Source organism: Parvibaculum sp. (genome assembly GCF_039973015.1).
Taxonomy (GTDB): domain Bacteria; phylum Pseudomonadota; class Alphaproteobacteria; order Parvibaculales; family Parvibaculaceae; genus Parvibaculum.
The window spans coordinates 252,918-267,745 of the sequence record NZ_JBDWLT010000009.1 but is presented as its reverse complement, the minus strand read 5'-3'; the positions used below and the strand labels follow the sequence as shown (position 1 = coordinate 267,745).

The 14,828-nt window shown below is 62.0% G+C and carries 15 protein-coding genes; 10 read left to right on the top strand and 5 right to left on the bottom strand.

The window, feature by feature from the left end:
- Positions 1 to 2: 2 nt before the first annotated feature.
- The 3 genes from ABJO61_RS10955 to ABJO61_RS10945 are packed head-to-tail and all read left to right on the top strand — an operon-like array spanning position 3 to position 3,016.
- The gene (locus ABJO61_RS10955) at positions 3 to 611 is read left to right on the top strand and encodes a shikimate kinase (protein WP_348328451.1); all 609 of its coding nucleotides are present in this window, start codon (positions 3 to 5) and stop codon (positions 609 to 611) included.
- Positions 604 to 1,722: a 3-dehydroquinate synthase gene (aroB, locus tag ABJO61_RS10950; protein WP_348328448.1), complete on the top strand. Its 1,119-nt coding sequence runs from the start codon at positions 604 to 606 to the stop codon at positions 1,720 to 1,722. The genes ABJO61_RS10955 and aroB overlap by 8 nt, the downstream gene beginning before the upstream one ends.
- A 1-nt stretch (position 1,723) precedes the next feature.
- Positions 1,724 to 3,016, top strand: coding sequence for an HlyC/CorC family transporter (locus ABJO61_RS10945; RefSeq protein ID WP_348328445.1), 1,293 nt, complete (start codon positions 1,724 to 1,726; stop codon positions 3,014 to 3,016).
- Here ABJO61_RS10945 and ABJO61_RS10940 read toward each other — a convergent pair.
- Positions 3,013 to 3,291 carry a BolA family protein gene (locus ABJO61_RS10940; protein WP_348328442.1) on the bottom strand — a complete coding sequence of 93 codons (279 nt, stop codon included), beginning with the start codon at positions 3,289 to 3,291 and terminating at the stop codon, positions 3,013 to 3,015. The genes ABJO61_RS10945 and ABJO61_RS10940 overlap by 4 nt on opposite strands.
- An 83-nt stretch (positions 3,292 to 3,374) precedes the next feature.
- On the opposite strand from ABJO61_RS10940, the gene ABJO61_RS10935 reads away from it, so the two are divergent.
- From ABJO61_RS10935 to ABJO61_RS10910, 6 genes are all read left to right on the top strand, one after another.
- Positions 3,375 to 4,052 carry a J domain-containing protein gene (locus tag ABJO61_RS10935; RefSeq protein WP_348328602.1) on the top strand — a complete coding sequence of 226 codons (678 nt, stop codon included), beginning with the start codon at positions 3,375 to 3,377 and terminating at the stop codon, positions 4,050 to 4,052.
- A 164-nt stretch (positions 4,053 to 4,216) separates the two neighbouring features.
- Positions 4,217 to 5,188, top strand: a complete 972-nt coding sequence (gene cobS, locus ABJO61_RS10930) for a cobaltochelatase subunit CobS (protein ID WP_348328599.1) — start codon at positions 4,217 to 4,219, stop codon at positions 5,186 to 5,188.
- A 78-nt stretch (positions 5,189 to 5,266) separates the two neighbouring features.
- Entirely contained in the window at positions 5,267 to 7,174 is a 1,908-nt protein-coding gene (gene cobT / locus ABJO61_RS10925; protein ID WP_348328439.1) for a cobaltochelatase subunit CobT, read from the top strand.
- Between the two features lie 48 nt (positions 7,175 to 7,222).
- Positions 7,223 to 8,395, top strand: coding sequence for an MFS transporter (locus ABJO61_RS10920; RefSeq protein WP_348328436.1), 1,173 nt, complete (start codon positions 7,223 to 7,225; stop codon positions 8,393 to 8,395).
- A gap of 75 nt (positions 8,396 to 8,470) precedes the next feature.
- Entirely contained in the window at positions 8,471 to 9,907 is a 1,437-nt protein-coding gene (locus ABJO61_RS10915) for an MATE family efflux transporter (protein ID WP_348328433.1), read from the top strand.
- 86 nt (positions 9,908 to 9,993) lie between these two features.
- Complete coding sequence (locus tag ABJO61_RS10910; RefSeq protein ID WP_348328430.1) at positions 9,994 to 11,148, top strand: esterase-like activity of phytase family protein; 1,155 nt, start codon at positions 9,994 to 9,996, stop codon at positions 11,146 to 11,148.
- Here ABJO61_RS10910 and ABJO61_RS10905 read toward each other — a convergent pair.
- The 3 genes from ABJO61_RS10905 to meaB all read right to left on the bottom strand — a co-directional run bounded on the left by ABJO61_RS10905 (position 11,066) and on the right by meaB (position 13,379).
- A complete protein-coding gene (locus ABJO61_RS10905) occupies positions 11,066 to 11,686 on the bottom strand; it encodes a hypothetical protein (protein ID WP_348328427.1) in 621 nt (206 codons plus the stop codon). The genes ABJO61_RS10910 and ABJO61_RS10905 overlap by 83 nt on opposite strands.
- A gap of 234 nt (positions 11,687 to 11,920) precedes the next feature.
- A complete protein-coding gene (gene rpmB / locus ABJO61_RS10900) occupies positions 11,921 to 12,214 on the bottom strand; it encodes a 50S ribosomal protein L28 (RefSeq protein ID WP_348328424.1) in 294 nt (97 codons plus the stop codon).
- A 124-nt stretch (positions 12,215 to 12,338) separates the two neighbouring features.
- Positions 12,339 to 13,379: a methylmalonyl Co-A mutase-associated GTPase MeaB gene (gene meaB / locus ABJO61_RS10895; protein ID WP_348328421.1), complete on the bottom strand. Its 1,041-nt coding sequence runs from the start codon at positions 13,377 to 13,379 to the stop codon at positions 12,339 to 12,341.
- 121 nt (positions 13,380 to 13,500) lie between these two features.
- On the opposite strand from meaB, the gene ABJO61_RS10890 reads away from it, so the two are divergent.
- Entirely contained in the window at positions 13,501 to 14,355 is an 855-nt protein-coding gene (locus tag ABJO61_RS10890) for a DUF3108 domain-containing protein (RefSeq protein ID WP_348328418.1), read from the top strand.
- 18 nt (positions 14,356 to 14,373) lie between these two features.
- Here the strand turns inward: ABJO61_RS10890 and ABJO61_RS10885 are convergent, their stop codons facing one another.
- Positions 14,374 to 14,589, bottom strand: a complete 216-nt coding sequence (locus ABJO61_RS10885) for a hypothetical protein (RefSeq protein ID WP_348328415.1) — start codon at positions 14,587 to 14,589, stop codon at positions 14,374 to 14,376.
- Between the last annotated feature and the right edge of the window lie 239 nt (positions 14,590 to 14,828).

Genomic DNA, 14,828 nt, shown 5'->3' with positions numbered 1-14,828 from the left:
GAATGACGCAAGCAGACGAAAGCAGGGCGGGCGAACGAGACGAGAACGAGGCACTCTCGCCGGTTCCGCTCGCCGAACGCGCCATCGTGCTGGTCGGTCTGATGGGCGCAGGAAAAACCACAGTCGGCCGCCGTCTGGCACGTCGCCTCGACCTTGCATTCGTGGATACGGATGCCGAAATAGAAGAGGCGGCCGGGGAGAGCATTCCCGAAATATTCGAACGCCGGGGCGAAGCAGCTTTTCGCGCAGGCGAACGGCGCGTGATCGCCCGGCTCCTCGACGAGGGGCCGCAGGTTCTCGCAACCGGAGGCGGCGCCTTCATGGACCCGCTCACCCGTGCCAATATTGCGGCACGCGGCATTTCGATCTGGCTAAAAGCGGATCTCGACGTGCTGATGAAGCGCGTCAGCAAGCGCGGTGACCGTCCGCTTTTGCAGACGGGCGATCCACGCGAAACGATGAAGAGACTTATGGACCAGCGCTACCCCGTTTACGCCGAGGCCGACATTACGATTGAAAGCCTCGAAGGGCCGCATGACGCGGTCGTCGAACAGGTCATCGAAAAACTCGACCTCTTCCGGGCGAACCAGGCCGGTGTCAGCCATGAGTGAGGGCACAAAAAAAGTGCGGGTCGAACTCGGCGACCGCGCTTATGACATTCTGGTCGGTCCCGGCCTGATCGCCAAAGCGGGCGCGCATCTGGCGCCGCTCCTTCGCCGCAAGCGTGTCGCCATCGTCACCGACGAAACGGTGGGCAATATCCACCTGCCCGTGCTTGCGAAAAGCCTCGACGCAGAGGGCATTCGTCACTCGGCCATTCGCCTGCCCGCGGGCGAGAGCACCAAATCCTTCGCCCAGCTCGAAAAGCTGACCGAATGGCTGCTCGGTGAGGAAATCGAACGCGGCGATCTCGTGATCGCTCTCGGTGGCGGCGTCATTGGCGATCTGACGGGGTTTGCCGCCGCGATTCTCCGGCGCGGCATCGACTTTGCGCAGATACCGACGACACTGCTCTCACAGGTGGACAGCTCCGTCGGCGGCAAGACCGGCATCAACACAAAGCACGGCAAGAACCTCGCCGGCGCCTTCCACCAGCCCCGCCTCGTGCTGGCCGACACGGATGCACTGGCGACATTGCCGATGCGCGAATTTCTTGCGGGCTATGCCGAAGTCGTGAAATACGGCCTTATCGGCGACCGCGATTTCTTCGACTGGCTGGAGGAAAATCTCGACCGCCTGAAGGAAGGCGATGTCGAGACTCGTATCCATGCCATCGTGAAAAGCTGCGAGGCGAAGGCCGCGACCGTGGCCGCCGACGAACGCGAAGGCGGGGTGCGCGCGCTTCTCAATCTCGGCCATACATTCGGTCATGCGCTGGAGGCGGCGACGGGTTTTTCCAGCCGCCTCGTGCATGGCGAGGGCGTAGCCGTGGGCATGGCGCTTGCCTTCGAACTTTCCGCCCGGCTCGGGCTTTGCCCTGGTCAGGATGCCGTGCGCGTTCGGCAGCATCTTGCCCGAGCAGGCCTGCCCTGCTCACTCGCCGGCATTCCGGGCGACTTGCCGGATGCGGACGGACTGATCGCATTGATGGGCCAGGACAAGAAAGTCGTCGACGGCACCCTCACCTTCATTCTCGCGCGGGGAATAGGCGAGGCTTTCATTACCCGCGACGTCGACCCCGACGCGCTTCGGGCCCTGATGCGGGAAAGGGAGCCCGCCTGAAATGGTTTCGCTCGGCCTCGGCGTCATTCTTTGCGCCATTGTATTGCTGCTGCTTTTCTCCGGCTTCTTCTCGGGCTCGGAAACGGCGCTTACCGCCGCTTCGCGCGCGCGCATGCACCGCCTCGCCGAAGAGGGCGACAAGCGCGCCCGGATCGTGCTGCGCCTCACGGAAGATCGCGAGCGCCTGATCGGTGCAATCCTGCTCGGCAACAATCTCGTCAACATTCTTGCTTCGGCGCTGGCGACGAGCCTTTTCCTCGCGCTGTTTGGCGATGCGGGCGTTGTCTATGCGACACTCGTCATGACGGCGGTCGTGCTGATCTTCGCGGAAGTGGCGCCAAAGACACTTGCGATCACGAATACCGACCGCGTCGCGCTTGCGGTTTCGCAACCCTTGCGCGTGCTCATCTTTCTGTTCGGCCCTGTGACAGCCGCCGTTCAGTTCATCGTGCGCCACACCTTCCGTATCTTCGGTCTCAATGTCGATGACCAGCAGCAGGTGCTTTCCGCTCATGAAGAATTGCGCGGCGCGATCAACCTGCATCACCATGAAGGCGGCGTGGTGAAAATCGACCGCGACATGCTTGGCGGCATTCTCGACCTGCGCGATCTTGAAGTCAGCGACATCATGGTTCATCGCAAGAACATCGCGATGATTGATGCCGCACAAACAAACAGTGAAATCGTGGGGCAGGTTCTCGCAAGCCCGCATACGCGCATCCCGCTCTGGCGCGACGAGCAGGAAAACATCATCGGTGTGCTGCACGCGAAGGATCTGCTGCGCGCACTGGCGAGTGCAGGCTGGAATCCCGACGCGGTGGACGTTCTTGCCGTGGCGACGAAACCCTGGTTCGTCCCCGACACGACGGCACTGCAGGACCAGCTCAACGCCTTCCTCCGCCGAAAAACGCATTTTGCGCTCGTCGTCGACGAATATGGCGCGCTGATGGGTCTCATTACGCTGGAAGACATTCTGGAAGAAATCGTCGGCGAGATTTCGGACGAACACGATATCGACGTGGCGGGCGTACGCGCACAGCCGGACGGCTCGGTCATCGTGAACGGCTCGGTTCCGATCCGCGACCTCAATCGCGCTTTCGACTGGTCATTGCCGGACGATGAGGCAACGACCATCGCCGGTCTCGTCATTCACGAGGCACGTACCATTCCCGAAGTCGGGCAGGCTTTCACCTTTCACGGCTTCCGCTTTGAAATCACGCGGCGTCAGCGCAACCAGATCGCGCAGATGCGCATCATATCCGCACGCGGGCTGAAGGCGGGCGCCGCCGATTAGGACGCGGCTGCTTCTTCCGGCGTCAGCGTCTTCATGGAAAGTGCGTGGATGGGAGCGCCCATCTCGTCCTTGAGCGCGGCCGCGACGAGACGCTGGCGCTCGACGCGCGATTTACCGGAAAAACCGGCAGCGACGACAGTCACGCGGAAATGAGTCTCCCCTTCGGGCCGGTGCCCGGAATGGCCCTTGTGAAGGTGGGACTCATCAACTATTTCCAGCCGTTCCGGTAAAAGAGCCGCTTCGATCTTGCGGCGTATCGTCTCCGCGACGGACATGAACTAACTCGCTAGGCTATTCGTTAATGGAAGCCGCGCCATGCTTCCTTGTTTTGACGCCGCCGCCAACCCATAATTTGCCCGTGAAGCTGACCTCGAAATATTTCGATTCGATAAGGATCGCTCCCCGGAAACGCCGCGGCGTGGAGGAGCCCCCGCATGTCCGGCGCATGAAGCGCGAGCAGGCGCCGAAACAATGCGAATGGGCAAGCTGCCGGGAGGTAGGCACGTTCCGCGCCCCGCGCATCGGGCCTGCCGACAGCGCAGCCGATGCGGGTGCCAGCCAGTATGCCTGGTTCTGCGAAACCCATATCCGCGAGTTCAACCGTAGCTACGACTTCTTCAAGGGCATGAGCGACGCCGATATCGCCAGCTTTCAGCGCGACGCGCTGACCGGGCACCGCCCGACCTGGAATCTGGGCGTGAATTCCGCGAATGCAGCGTTTAACTCGCCTTTCGAAGCGAGATTTCGCCGGGAGTCGCCTTTTCGCGATACATTTGGCTTTTTTGACGAGAACCCCGGCCCGGACGCTCGGGAAGGCGCGGAAACGCGGCGTAAGCCGCGCGCACTGGAGCAAAAGGCACTCGATACGCTGGATCTCCCGGCCTCCGCATCCTTGAACGAGATCAAGGCACGGTATAAGGAACTGGTAAAAAGGCACCATCCGGACGCCAATGGCGGGGACAGGTCTGCCGAGGAGCGTCTGCGCAAGGTCATTCAGGCCTACGATTACCTCCGCAAAAGCGGCTTCAGCTCATAAGCGGAAGCGGCATAGGCAGGCCAGCAGACACCACCGTTCCGGACGGGACGCGGGCCACGGACGCGCGCCGCTTTTTTTGATTGAACTGCCGGTCGCACACGGCCGGTCCCGAACACCTAGGGTACGGAAGTAGGATAAGGATGAGCTTCGAAGCGAGAAACGGCATGTCGGAGAACCTCCCGGACAAGAAGGTGTCCGCCCGAGAGGTGTTCAAAATCGACATCGACATGGAAGTACCGGCCTTTTCGGAGCCCAATGAATATGTGCCCGATTATGATCCCGATTACCTGTTCGACAAGGATACGACGATCGCCCTGCTGGCGGGTTACGCCTATAACCGCCGCGTGATCGTTCAGGGCTATCACGGCACCGGCAAGTCGACCCATATCGAGCAGGTCGCGGCCCGCCTCAACTGGCCCTGCGTCCGCATCAATCTGGACAGCCATATCAGCCGTATCGACCTTGTCGGCAAGGACGCGATCGTGCTGAAAGAAGGCAAGCAGATCACGGAATTCCGCGAAGGCATCCTTCCCTGGGCGTTGCAGCACCCTGTCGCTCTCGTCTTCGACGAATATGACGCTGGCCGCCCGGACGTGATGTTCGTGATTCAGCGCGTACTCGAAGCCTCGGGCAAGCTGACGCTGCTCGACCAGAACCGCGTCATCCGCCCGCATCCGGCTTTCCGCCTCTTCGCGACGGCGAACACAGTCGGCCTCGGTGACACGTCCGGCCTCTATCACGGCACACAGCAGATCAACCAGGGCCAGATGGACCGCTGGAACATCGTGACCACGCTGAACTACCTGCCGCATGCCGACGAAGTGAACATCATGCTCTCCAAGATGAAGAGCTATGACACGGACGAGGGACGCAAGAATATCGATGCGATGGTCCGCGTTGCCGATCTCACGCGTTCGGCCTTCATCAATGGCGACATCTCGACCGTGATGAGCCCGCGTACCGTTCTCACCTGGGCGGAAAACGCGCGTATCTTTGGCGGCGATATCGGTTTCGCCTTCCGCGTTACCTTCCTCAACAAGTGCGACGAACTGGAGCGCCCAACCGTTGCTGAATTCTATCAGCGTTGCTTCGGCCAGGACCTTCCGGACTCGGCGGCCAACATCAAAGTCGCCTGACCCCGCAAATATTGATCCCTCCCGCTACTCGCGGGAGGGCCATGCCTCCGAACCGGCGAGCAGAGAACTGACGACGCCATGAAGTCAAAGGAAAGCCCGGTCGAACCCTTCAAGCGTGCGCTGAGCATGACGATGCGCACGATTGCCGAACAGCCCGAGCTCAACGTCTCATTCGGCACGGAAGCACCCGGCCTTCGCGGCTTGCGGGCGCGCCTCCCCATGCCGAGCCGCAACCTGCCGCCGGAGGAAGTAGCGCAGGTTCGCGGCGTCTCGGACGCCTATGCACTCCGCCTCGCCCATCACGACGAAAAGGTGAACGCAAACCTGCAGCCCGAAGGCGGCAATGCGCTCGCCGTCTTCGACGCCATCGAGCAGGCGCGCTGCGAAGCCATAGGCGCGACGCAGATGTCCGGCATGGCGAAGAACCTCACAGCCGCGCTCGAACAGCGTTGTGCCGCGCGTGGTTACGACCGCATCACCTCACGCGAGGAGGCGCCGCTTTCGGAAGCCGTCGCGATGATGGTGCGCGAAAAACTGACAGGCGAAGCACCGCCCCCTTCCGCGCAGAAACTCGTCGAACAGTGGCGTCCATGGATCGAGGAAAAGGCGGGTTCCGACCTTGAGCGCCTCCAGGACGTGATGGAAGACCAGGCCGCCTTCGCGCGCGCGACACGCGATATTCTCGTCGATCTCGATATGGGCGACGAACTCGGCGAAGCCCCGGACCAGTCTTCCGAAGATGCCGAGAACCAGGAAGGCGACAGCGAGGACAGCTCGGACCAGAGCCAGTCCGGCGAAGCCGAGCAGCCCGATGGCTCTTCGGCCGAGCAGGTTGAATATGCCGAAGGTGAAGGCGAGGAAGGCGAGGAGCAGACGGTCGAGGTCGAAGCCGACGATGCGCCGATGGATGGCGATACGGACGAGACGAGCGACGGCAACCAGCCCTGGCGTCCGAACCAGCAGGGCGATGACCGCAATCGCCAGCCCTCCTACAAGATTTTCACGCCGCAATTCGATGAAGTGATCTCGGCGGAAGACCTCTGCGATATCGAGGAACTGTCACGGCTGCGCCAGTATCTGGACCAGCAGCTGCAGCAGATGCAGGGCGTCGTCTCACGGCTCGCAAACAAGCTGCAGCGCCGCCTGCTCGCACAACAGAACCGCACTTGGGAATTCGATCTCGAAGAAGGCATTCTCGATGCCGCGCGCCTTACCCGCGCCGTCATCGACCCCACCCTGCCGCTCGCCTACAAGGTCGAGCATGATATGGATTTTCGCGACACCGTGGTGACGCTGCTGCTCGACAATTCGGGTTCGATGCGCGGCCGTCCGATTACCGTCGCCGCCATGTGCGCCGATATTCTTGCGCGCACGCTGGAACGCTGCTCGGTGAAAGTCGAAATCCTTGGCTTCACGACCCGCGCCTGGAAAGGCGGCCAGTCGCGCGAGCGCTGGCTCGCTGAAGGAAAACCGGCCCAGCCGGGCCGCCTGAACGATCTGCGTCACATCATCTACAAGGCCGCCGACAGCCCCTGGCGGCGCGCACGGCGCAATCTCGGCCTGATGATGCGCGAAGGCCTGTTAAAGGAAAACATCGACGGCGAGGCGCTTATCTGGGCTCATAACCGTCTGCTCGGCCGCCCCGAGCAACGCCGCATCCTGATGGTGATTTCGGACGGCGCACCGGTTGACGATTCGACGCTTTCCGTCAACGCGGGCAACTATCTCGAAAAGCACCTTCGCAGCGTGATCGAGGAAATCGAAACACGCTCGCCCGTCGAATTGATCGCCATCGGCATCGGCCACGACGTCACGCGCTACTATCGTCGCGCCGTCACCATCGTCGATGCCGAGCAGCTCGGCGGCGCCATGACCGAAAAGCTTGCCGAACTCTTCGAGGATGAAACGAGCAAGAAGCGTAGCCAGCGCCGTGGCGGGAAGCTGAGCGCGGGTGAACCCCGCAGGGGCGCGGGCGCCGCGCGCTGAGCAAGCACTCGCTGGCCCATTCCGGCGTAGAGCGGGGGGGATGGCTGAATGCAGGATGCAACACAACTTCACCCGCGCCACAAACGCAGTCTCGCCGCCGCCATCCTGTCCATGGGCATGGTCAACCTCTCCATGGGGATCGCCTTTCCGCTCACCGCACTGATCCTCGCGCGGCAAGGTGTCGAACCCGGCATGATCGGCCTCTCGACAGCAGCGCAAGCAGCGCCCGTCTTCTTCATCTCGCCTTTCGCACCGCGCATCATGCGCCGCTTCGGCCCCGCCCATGTGATGATCGCAGGGCTCGTCCTCGCCGGCATCTCGTTTGTGCTGATGGCACTTTTTCCGAGCCTTCTTGCCTGGTTTCCACTGCGTTTCCTTCTCGGTTCGGCCGGAACCCTTCTCTGGGCGACAAGCGAAGCCTGGATCAACTCTCTTGCGCCGGAAGAACGGCGCGGACGGGTTATCGGCATCTATAGCGCGGCGGCCGCGGCGGGCTTTGCTTCCGGGCCCATGCTGCTCGCCCTTATCGGCACGGACGTCACTCCCTTCTATATCGGCGCCGCGCTCATGCTCATTGCAGCATTTGTCGTTACAACGGCGGATCGCGGACGCGACTATTTCGGCGAAGCGGGCACTTCGTCGGCCATGTGGCGGCTGATCCTGATCGCGCCTGCAGCCCTGCTTGCGAATTTCTTTTTCGCGGCAGCCGAAGATTCGCTTGTGACATTCTTCCCGCTTTACGCGATCCGCACCGGCATGACCGAGAGCGCAAGCCTTGGGCTTCTTACCGTCGCGGCACTTGGCGCCATCGCAACGCAACCCGCCATCGGCATCGCCGCCGACCGGATGAACCGGCTCAACCTGCTGATCGGTCTCGTCATTGCGACCCTTGCGGGCTATATACTGCTGCCCTTCACCATGCCGGACGCCATCGCCACGGGTGCAACGCTCTTCCTCGTGGTCGGGCTTGCGAACGGCATCTTCACACTCGCCATGGTGCTTGTCGGGGAGCGTTTCCGCGGCGCCGAACTCGCAAGCGCGAGCGCATTCACGACGGCAATGTGGGGTGCGGGCGCGCTTGTCGGTGCGCCGCTATCGGGCATCGCCATGCAGGTCTGGGATCCGCATGGCCTGATCGTAGCGGTATTGCTCATCTTCCTTGCCTACCTCCCCTTCCCGGTGATCGCCCGATTGCCGGCAAGGAAATCGGCTGCGGAATAAGAAAAAGAACGCTTGAGCTTCACCCCGAGGGGAATATTCTGCGCGGCTTTTCTCTCGCAGAAGAAGATACCGACAATGCACGCCGCGACACCTCAAAACAGACGAGCGCTCTGGATCGCCGAAGCCACGGCAACGCTGGCGCTCGCCTGGCCGCTTATCGCGACGAACCTCGCTCAGATTGCCATCAACGCAACCGATGTTGTGATGATGGGCTGGCTTGGCCCGGAAGCACTCGCTTCCGGCGCACTCGGCTCGAACCTTTATTTCGCAATGATGATCTTCGGTATCGGCCTCGTGACTGCCGCCTCGCCCATGGCGGCCTCCGAGCTGGGCCGGCGGCGCCATTCCGTGCGTGACGTGCGCCGCACGATCCGCCAGGCCTTCTGGGCAGGCGCAACCCTTTGCCTTCCATTCTGGCTCCTGCTCTGGAACGCCGAACAGATTCTGGTCCTGCTTGGGCAGGAACCGGCACTGGCCGCGCAAGCTGCTTCCTATACGCGCGCCTTGCAATGGGCGCTGCTGCCGTCGTTTCTCTACGTCGTGCTGCGTATCTTCATCTCCGCACTGGAGCGGCCGCGCTGGGCCCTAGCAATCGGCGCGCTTGCCATTCCCTTCAACGCCTTCGCAAACTGGTGCCTGATGTTCGGGCATCTGGGATTTCCTGCGCTCGGCCTTCAAGGCGCCGGCATCGGCAGTGTGCTTACCGGCATTTTCATGTTCGGAGCGCTTGCCCTTGTCGTCATTATCGACCGGCGTTTCCGCCGCTATTATGTTTTCGGCCGCTTCTGGCGTCCGGACTGGCCGCGTTACCGCGAACTCTGGCGGCTCGGCCTGCCCATCGGCATGACGCTCGCCTTCGAGGTTCTGGTCTTCAACGCAGCCGTGCTGCTCATGGGCCTTTTCGGCGCGCAGGCGCTGGCCGCCCATTCCATCGCCCTTCAGATTGCAGCCATCTCCTTCATGATACCGCTCGGCTTCTCGCAGGCCGTAACCGTTCGCGTCGGTCGTGCACTCGGCGCGAATGACAAGGCTGCCATCACGCGAGCGGGCTGGACGCCCTTCACGATGGGGATCGCCTTCATGGCGCTGATGGCGGTTCTGATGATGCTTTTTCCGCACGTGCTGATCGGCGTATTTCTCGACCGCGACCTGCCCGGAAACGCCGAAGTGATCGACCTTGCCGTCTCCTTTCTCGCCATCGCCGCTCTCTTCCAGGTCTTCGACGGCGCACAGGCAATCGCCGCCGGCATGTTGCGCGGCATGCAGGATACGCGCGTGCCGATGATCTATGCAGGCATCGGATACTGGGTCATCGGCCTGAGTGCGGGCGTCTTCCTCGCTTTCCCGATGGAACTTGCCGGTGTCGGTATCTGGCTTGGTCTCGCGACGGGACTTGCCGCGGTTTCCGCGATGATGATCTCGCGCTGGCTCAAGCGGACAAGGCTGGGCCTCGACCGCTCGCCCTGGGCCGCCGGCGATCAGCACCTGCCGCAAAACGCCCCTCCCTTGTAAGCGAGCCACACGCCGATATGATGCCCGCACCGGCCCTATCCGCCATCGAAGAGCGGGAGCGCGCCGGTTCAGAGGGGTGAACTGAATTGGCTATCCGCTACCGCTACCGTTCGATATGCGTACTCGCCGTCTGTACCGCGTTTGCGGCGCTCCCGCTGACGGCACCCGCTGCAAGGGCAGCAAGCGAGAACATCGAAGTCTCGACATCCGCGCTGCTCTGGAATCCCGAGAACCGCAGCGAGATGAAAACCGGCAAGCTTTCATGGGCAGGCGGTATCGAAATCAGCTCTCCCGATGACGATTTCGGCGGCTGGTCGGGGCTGGCGGTGAGTTCCGATGGAGCGGCCATGCTTTCCGTCTCCGACAAAGGCCACTGGCTGAGTGCAATCCTGCTCTATGACGAGCGCGGTCGGCTTTCCGGCATGGCGGAAGCGAAGATCGCGCCGATGCTCGGCCTCGATGGCAAACCCGTCTCAGGCAAACTGCTCGGAGATGCAGAGAGCCTCGTCATTGCCCCCGGCGCCACGGACAGCCTGATGGGCAAGGCCTATGTCGGATTCGAGCGCGCGCATCGTATCTGGCGCTATGACCTCGAAGCCTATGGCGCGGAAGCAAAGCCGGAACAACTGCTGACGCAGCGCCATTTTGGACGGCTGAACAATAATGGCGGGATCGAGTCGCTTGAACTGCTGCCCGGCTCCTCGCCAGAGAAAGACCGGCGCATACTCGCGATCACTGAAGACACGCTCGATCCGCTTGGTCATATCAAGGGTTTCATCGCCGATGGACACGACATTGCCTGGTTTGGCGTGAAGGCGCGCGAACCATACAGCCCCACAGACATGGCAAAGCTGCCAAACGGCGATCTGTTATTGCTGGAACGCCGCTATTCGCCGCTCGGAGGCGTCGGCATGCAGATGCGCCTGATCCGTAGCGATGCATTGAAGCCCGGCGAGGTGATAGACGGCGAAGTGCTTGTCGATGTCGGACAGCGCTACTCGATCGACAATATGGAAGGGCTCGCCATCCGCGAAGACGAGAAGGGAAACCTCTATGTCTATGTAATCTCGGACGACAACTTCAATCCGCTGCAACGGACGCTGCTGCTGATGTTCAAGCTCGACTTGAGTGAGGAGCCAGAGCCCGCCGAAGAGACGCCTACGCGCCTCCAAACCCCGGCAGCGGACGGATCGTCCGGCGGAGCATCAACGTCGGAAGAAGCTGCACCAGAGCCCAGGTGAAGTGGATCGCCGCCTCGACCGCGAGACGCCCGCCAAGTTCCTCATCCCATACCATCGCCGGACGCGTGTTGAAGACAATCGCGAAAGCGGCACCGCCGGCGAAAGCCGCAAGGAAGGGTGCCTTCCACCAGGGAATGCCGCGCAGCCGGTCAAACAGGAGAATGTTCACAAGCTGACCGACCGCCATCGCCCCGACAAAGGACGCCGCGAGCGCATAGGGCGCAATTTCCTGCTCAAAGCCCGCAATGAAACCCTCCCGGACCGCCCAGAAGATACCGCCCGCGAGCAGCAGCCAGGCGAGTAGAGACGCTGTCAGCGTCAGCGCCGCGCCGTAGCGGCGGCTCGTAAGGTTGAGGACGAAGAAAACCAGCGGAAGAACAAGCAAGCCCCAGTTCAGCCAGCTTGACGGGTCGAGCAGCGGGTCGACCTCGCGAAGCCGGTCCAGTTCCGGAACCGGGATGTCACGCAGATAAAAGCAGAGGACAAGAGCCCCGCACAACGCCAGGACAGGCAGAATGAGGCGGACGATGGTTGTCACGAACCGCGACACCGCTCCCGGCCGGCTCACCGGCACGCGATCCACCCCCCTGTCCAACATTTTACGCCCCCGAATAGAACACAGCCACGAGTCTAGCCGCGCCGGGCCAAGCCTGAAAGGCCCCCGGAACGCCTCAAACGACATTTCGAAAATCTGGGTAAACGGCGCAAAGCGGGCCAAAAACGAAACGGGCGGCCCGATGGACCGCCCGATTTCAGAATTCTTTCATCGCCGTCAGGCGGCGACTGCCGTCTTCGCCTTTTCGATCTGACGCTTCAGCTTCAGCACCCGTGAGGAAAGCTGCGCATCCGAGGCTTTCAGAAGGAAGAAATCGAGACCGCCATTATGCTCAACCGAGCGCAGCGCATGGGCTGAAACGCGCAGGCTGATCTGGCGGCCGAGAGCGTCGCTGATAAGCGTCACCTGGCAGAGATTCGGCAGAAAGCGGCGACGCGTCTTGCGGTTCGCGTGGCTCACATTATTGCCGGTCATCACGGCCTTGCCGGAGAGTTCGCAACGGCGGGACATAGGGCTTCCTTTGCAGTATCGGCTGGGCCGCCGCGAGTGACCGCGCGGCCCGGAAAAAACACCTTAAGACAGGCGCGCACGTATAAAAGGCCGGGAGAGGCACGTCAAGGCCGGAAACGGGGCTTCACTCCTCCCTCCCGCCTCCCAGAACGAGGGAGAGCAGGCGTTTCGCGGCCGCGGTAGGCGTAGCCCTTCCTTCCGCTACGTCCGCTTCGAGCTCGGGGAGCAGTTTCGCAGCCTTTTTGTCCGTCTTGAGTGTGGAAAAAAGCCCTTCCCTGATCTCCGTCCACATCCATGCACGCGCCTGGGCCGCCCTGAGCTTGTCGAGTTCGCCCGCCTCCGACATCGCCTTGTGATGCTGTTGGGCGGCCTCCCAGACGCCGGAAAGCCCTTCGCCTTTGAGGGCCGAGGCCAAAAGAACGCTTGGGGTCCAGACGGCGCTTTTCGGCTTCATCAGATGAAGCGCGGTCTTGTATTCCATCTGGGCGCGTTTCGCGGCCGGAATAAGGTCGCCATCCGCCTTGTTGACCACGATGAGATCCGCAAGCTCCATGATCCCGCGCTTGATCCCCTGTAGCTCGTCGCCACCGCCCGGCGAAAGCAGCAGAAGGAACATATCGACCATTTCGGCGACGGCGGTCTCCGACTGGCCGACGCCCACCGTTTCCACGATGACAACGTCATAGCCCGCCGCTTCCGTGAGAAGCATGGCCTCGCGCGTACGCCGTGCAACGCCGCCCAGCGTACCGCCTGAAGGCGAAGGCCGGATGAAGGCATTGGGATCCCGGGCGAGAAGCTCCATACGTGTTTTGTCACCAAGGATCGACCCTCCAGTTCGTGCCGAGGAAGGGTCGATCGCCAGAACGGCGACCTTGTGCCCCTGCCCGGTCAGATACTGGCCGAAGGCCTCCGTGAAGGTCGACTTTCCCACACCCGGCGCACCGGAAAGACCGAGCCGCACCGCCCTGCCCGTCTCCGGCAAGAGCATCGCAAGCAGCTTCTGGGCAATGTCCTGATGGTCCGCCCGCGAAGATTCGACAAGCGTGATAGCCCGGGCGAGCGCCGTACGGCTCCCGGCCCGGATTCCCTCGGCAAGTTCCGCCGGATCGGGCGAGCCCCGGTTATAGGACCGGCGCTCTGCCTGTTTTTTGTCTGTCCCGCTCATCGTCTCAGTTGCATACTTGCCCCGACCGGTCCCGTCCAGCCCTGCTCATCCGGTCAGGGCCCGGTTCATTATAAGATATTGGACGGAACGCTTGCGGGAGGAGATCGGGAAGCCCTCGGCCATGAACACAGCAGCGGCCAAGAGAAAGAAACGCCGCCAAAAACTCGCGATTGCCCTCGCCTTCGCGACGGGTTTTGCCATGCCGGTCACAGCAAAACCGCTTGAAGACGAGAATACCCGCAAAGGCATTGTGGCGTATTATACGATTTACATCGGGGGCCTGATTGTTGCGGAAGGGTCGATGAAGGCAACGCTCGCCGAAAAGACCTACCTGCTGCAAAGCAAGTTCGGCTCTGCGGGGCTGCCAAAGAAATTCTGGGATGCGAAGTGGACGATGACAAGCGAGGGGCACGTCGATGGAAACGAGCTTCGCCCTTCCCGCTTCGCCTTCAGCTCCGTCGAAAACGAAGAAAGGAAGAAGCGACTTCTCGTCTACAGCAAAGGCGGTATGCCGGAGCTGACTTTCGATCCGCCTCTACCGCCCGGCGAACTCGAAACCACGGAGCCCTTCGAACGCAAGAGAACGATCGACCCCGTGAGCAGCCTTCTCCTGCCCGTGACGGGAGAGGGCAATCCCTGCAACCGCAAGCTCCCGGTCTTCGACGGCAAGCGCCGCTATGACCTCGACCTGACGTTCGACCGCAAAGACAAGGTCGTCACAAGGAACAAGGGCTATGACGGCGAGGCGGTCATCTGCACTGTACGGATGACCCCGCATGCGGGGATGGAAAAGGCAAAAATCGCAACGATGCGTAGCGAGCGCGACAAGACGCGGATATGGCTCGCCCCGGTCAATGACGGACGGTTCTACATTCCCGTACGCGTCCAGATGAGAACGCCCATCGGGATCGCCATTCTCGATGTCGTGCGAATGCGCCCGCTCGCCATGACCACCGCAGACGCCAGCCCGCCCTGAAATGAGGACGCAACCGCTCTAGCTTCGATCGCTGACTTCCCTTTGAAGCGCGCGGAGCCGCTTCACCAGATCATCCTCTGGCGGCAAACCCGATTTCTCTATTTCATCCAGCAGTCCTTCAAGCCGGGCTGCCAGCATGTCGTAATATTGTTTCTGCCTGTCGTCCGCCTGGACACCGGCAGCATTCTCGTCACGGCGCTGCTCCGAGCGCGCCAAACCGTCTTTGGTGCTCATGGCACCTCCGCGGATCTCACGTATGTGAATATGTTTCGGCAGTCGCGTTTTCCCGGGCTTCCTCGGCCGGGAGGGCACGTCTCGCCTGGCAGGACCCATTGGCGGCGGCTCGGAGATCGTTGAGCGGCACGCGTGCCCTGCCTGTCCGGTTCTACGACCGGAAGTTGCTGCGGGAGATAATCTGGCGAGAAACGGGTTGCAACCCGGAACACACGACAGCGCGCTTTTGACGCACGGAA

Excerpts from the sequence above, each read along its gene's own strand:
- ABJO61_RS10955 (WP_348328451.1), top strand. The coding sequence starts at position 3 with ATGACGCAAGCAGACGAAAGCAGGGCGGGCGAACGAGACGAGAACGAG.
- aroB (WP_348328448.1), top strand. The coding sequence starts at position 604 with ATGAGTGAGGGCACAAAAAAAGTGCGGGTCGAACTCGGCGACCGCGCT.
- ABJO61_RS10945 (WP_348328445.1), top strand. The coding sequence starts at position 1,724 with ATGGTTTCGCTCGGCCTCGGCGTCATTCTTTGCGCCATTGTATTGCTG.
- ABJO61_RS10940 (WP_348328442.1), bottom strand. The coding sequence starts at position 3,291 with ATGTCCGTCGCGGAGACGATACGCCGCAAGATCGAAGCGGCTCTTTTA.
- cobS (WP_348328599.1), top strand. The coding sequence starts at position 4,217 with ATGTCGGAGAACCTCCCGGACAAGAAGGTGTCCGCCCGAGAGGTGTTC.
- cobT (WP_348328439.1), top strand. The coding sequence starts at position 5,267 with ATGAAGTCAAAGGAAAGCCCGGTCGAACCCTTCAAGCGTGCGCTGAGC.
- ABJO61_RS10920 (WP_348328436.1), top strand. The coding sequence starts at position 7,223 with ATGCAGGATGCAACACAACTTCACCCGCGCCACAAACGCAGTCTCGCC.
- ABJO61_RS10915 (WP_348328433.1), top strand. The coding sequence starts at position 8,471 with ATGCACGCCGCGACACCTCAAAACAGACGAGCGCTCTGGATCGCCGAA.
- rpmB (WP_348328424.1), bottom strand. The coding sequence starts at position 12,214 with ATGTCCCGCCGTTGCGAACTCTCCGGCAAGGCCGTGATGACCGGCAAT.
- meaB (WP_348328421.1), bottom strand. The coding sequence starts at position 13,379 with ATGAGCGGGACAGACAAAAAACAGGCAGAGCGCCGGTCCTATAACCGG.
- ABJO61_RS10890 (WP_348328418.1), top strand. The coding sequence starts at position 13,501 with ATGAACACAGCAGCGGCCAAGAGAAAGAAACGCCGCCAAAAACTCGCG.
- ABJO61_RS10885 (WP_348328415.1), bottom strand. The coding sequence starts at position 14,589 with ATGAGCACCAAAGACGGTTTGGCGCGCTCGGAGCAGCGCCGTGACGAG.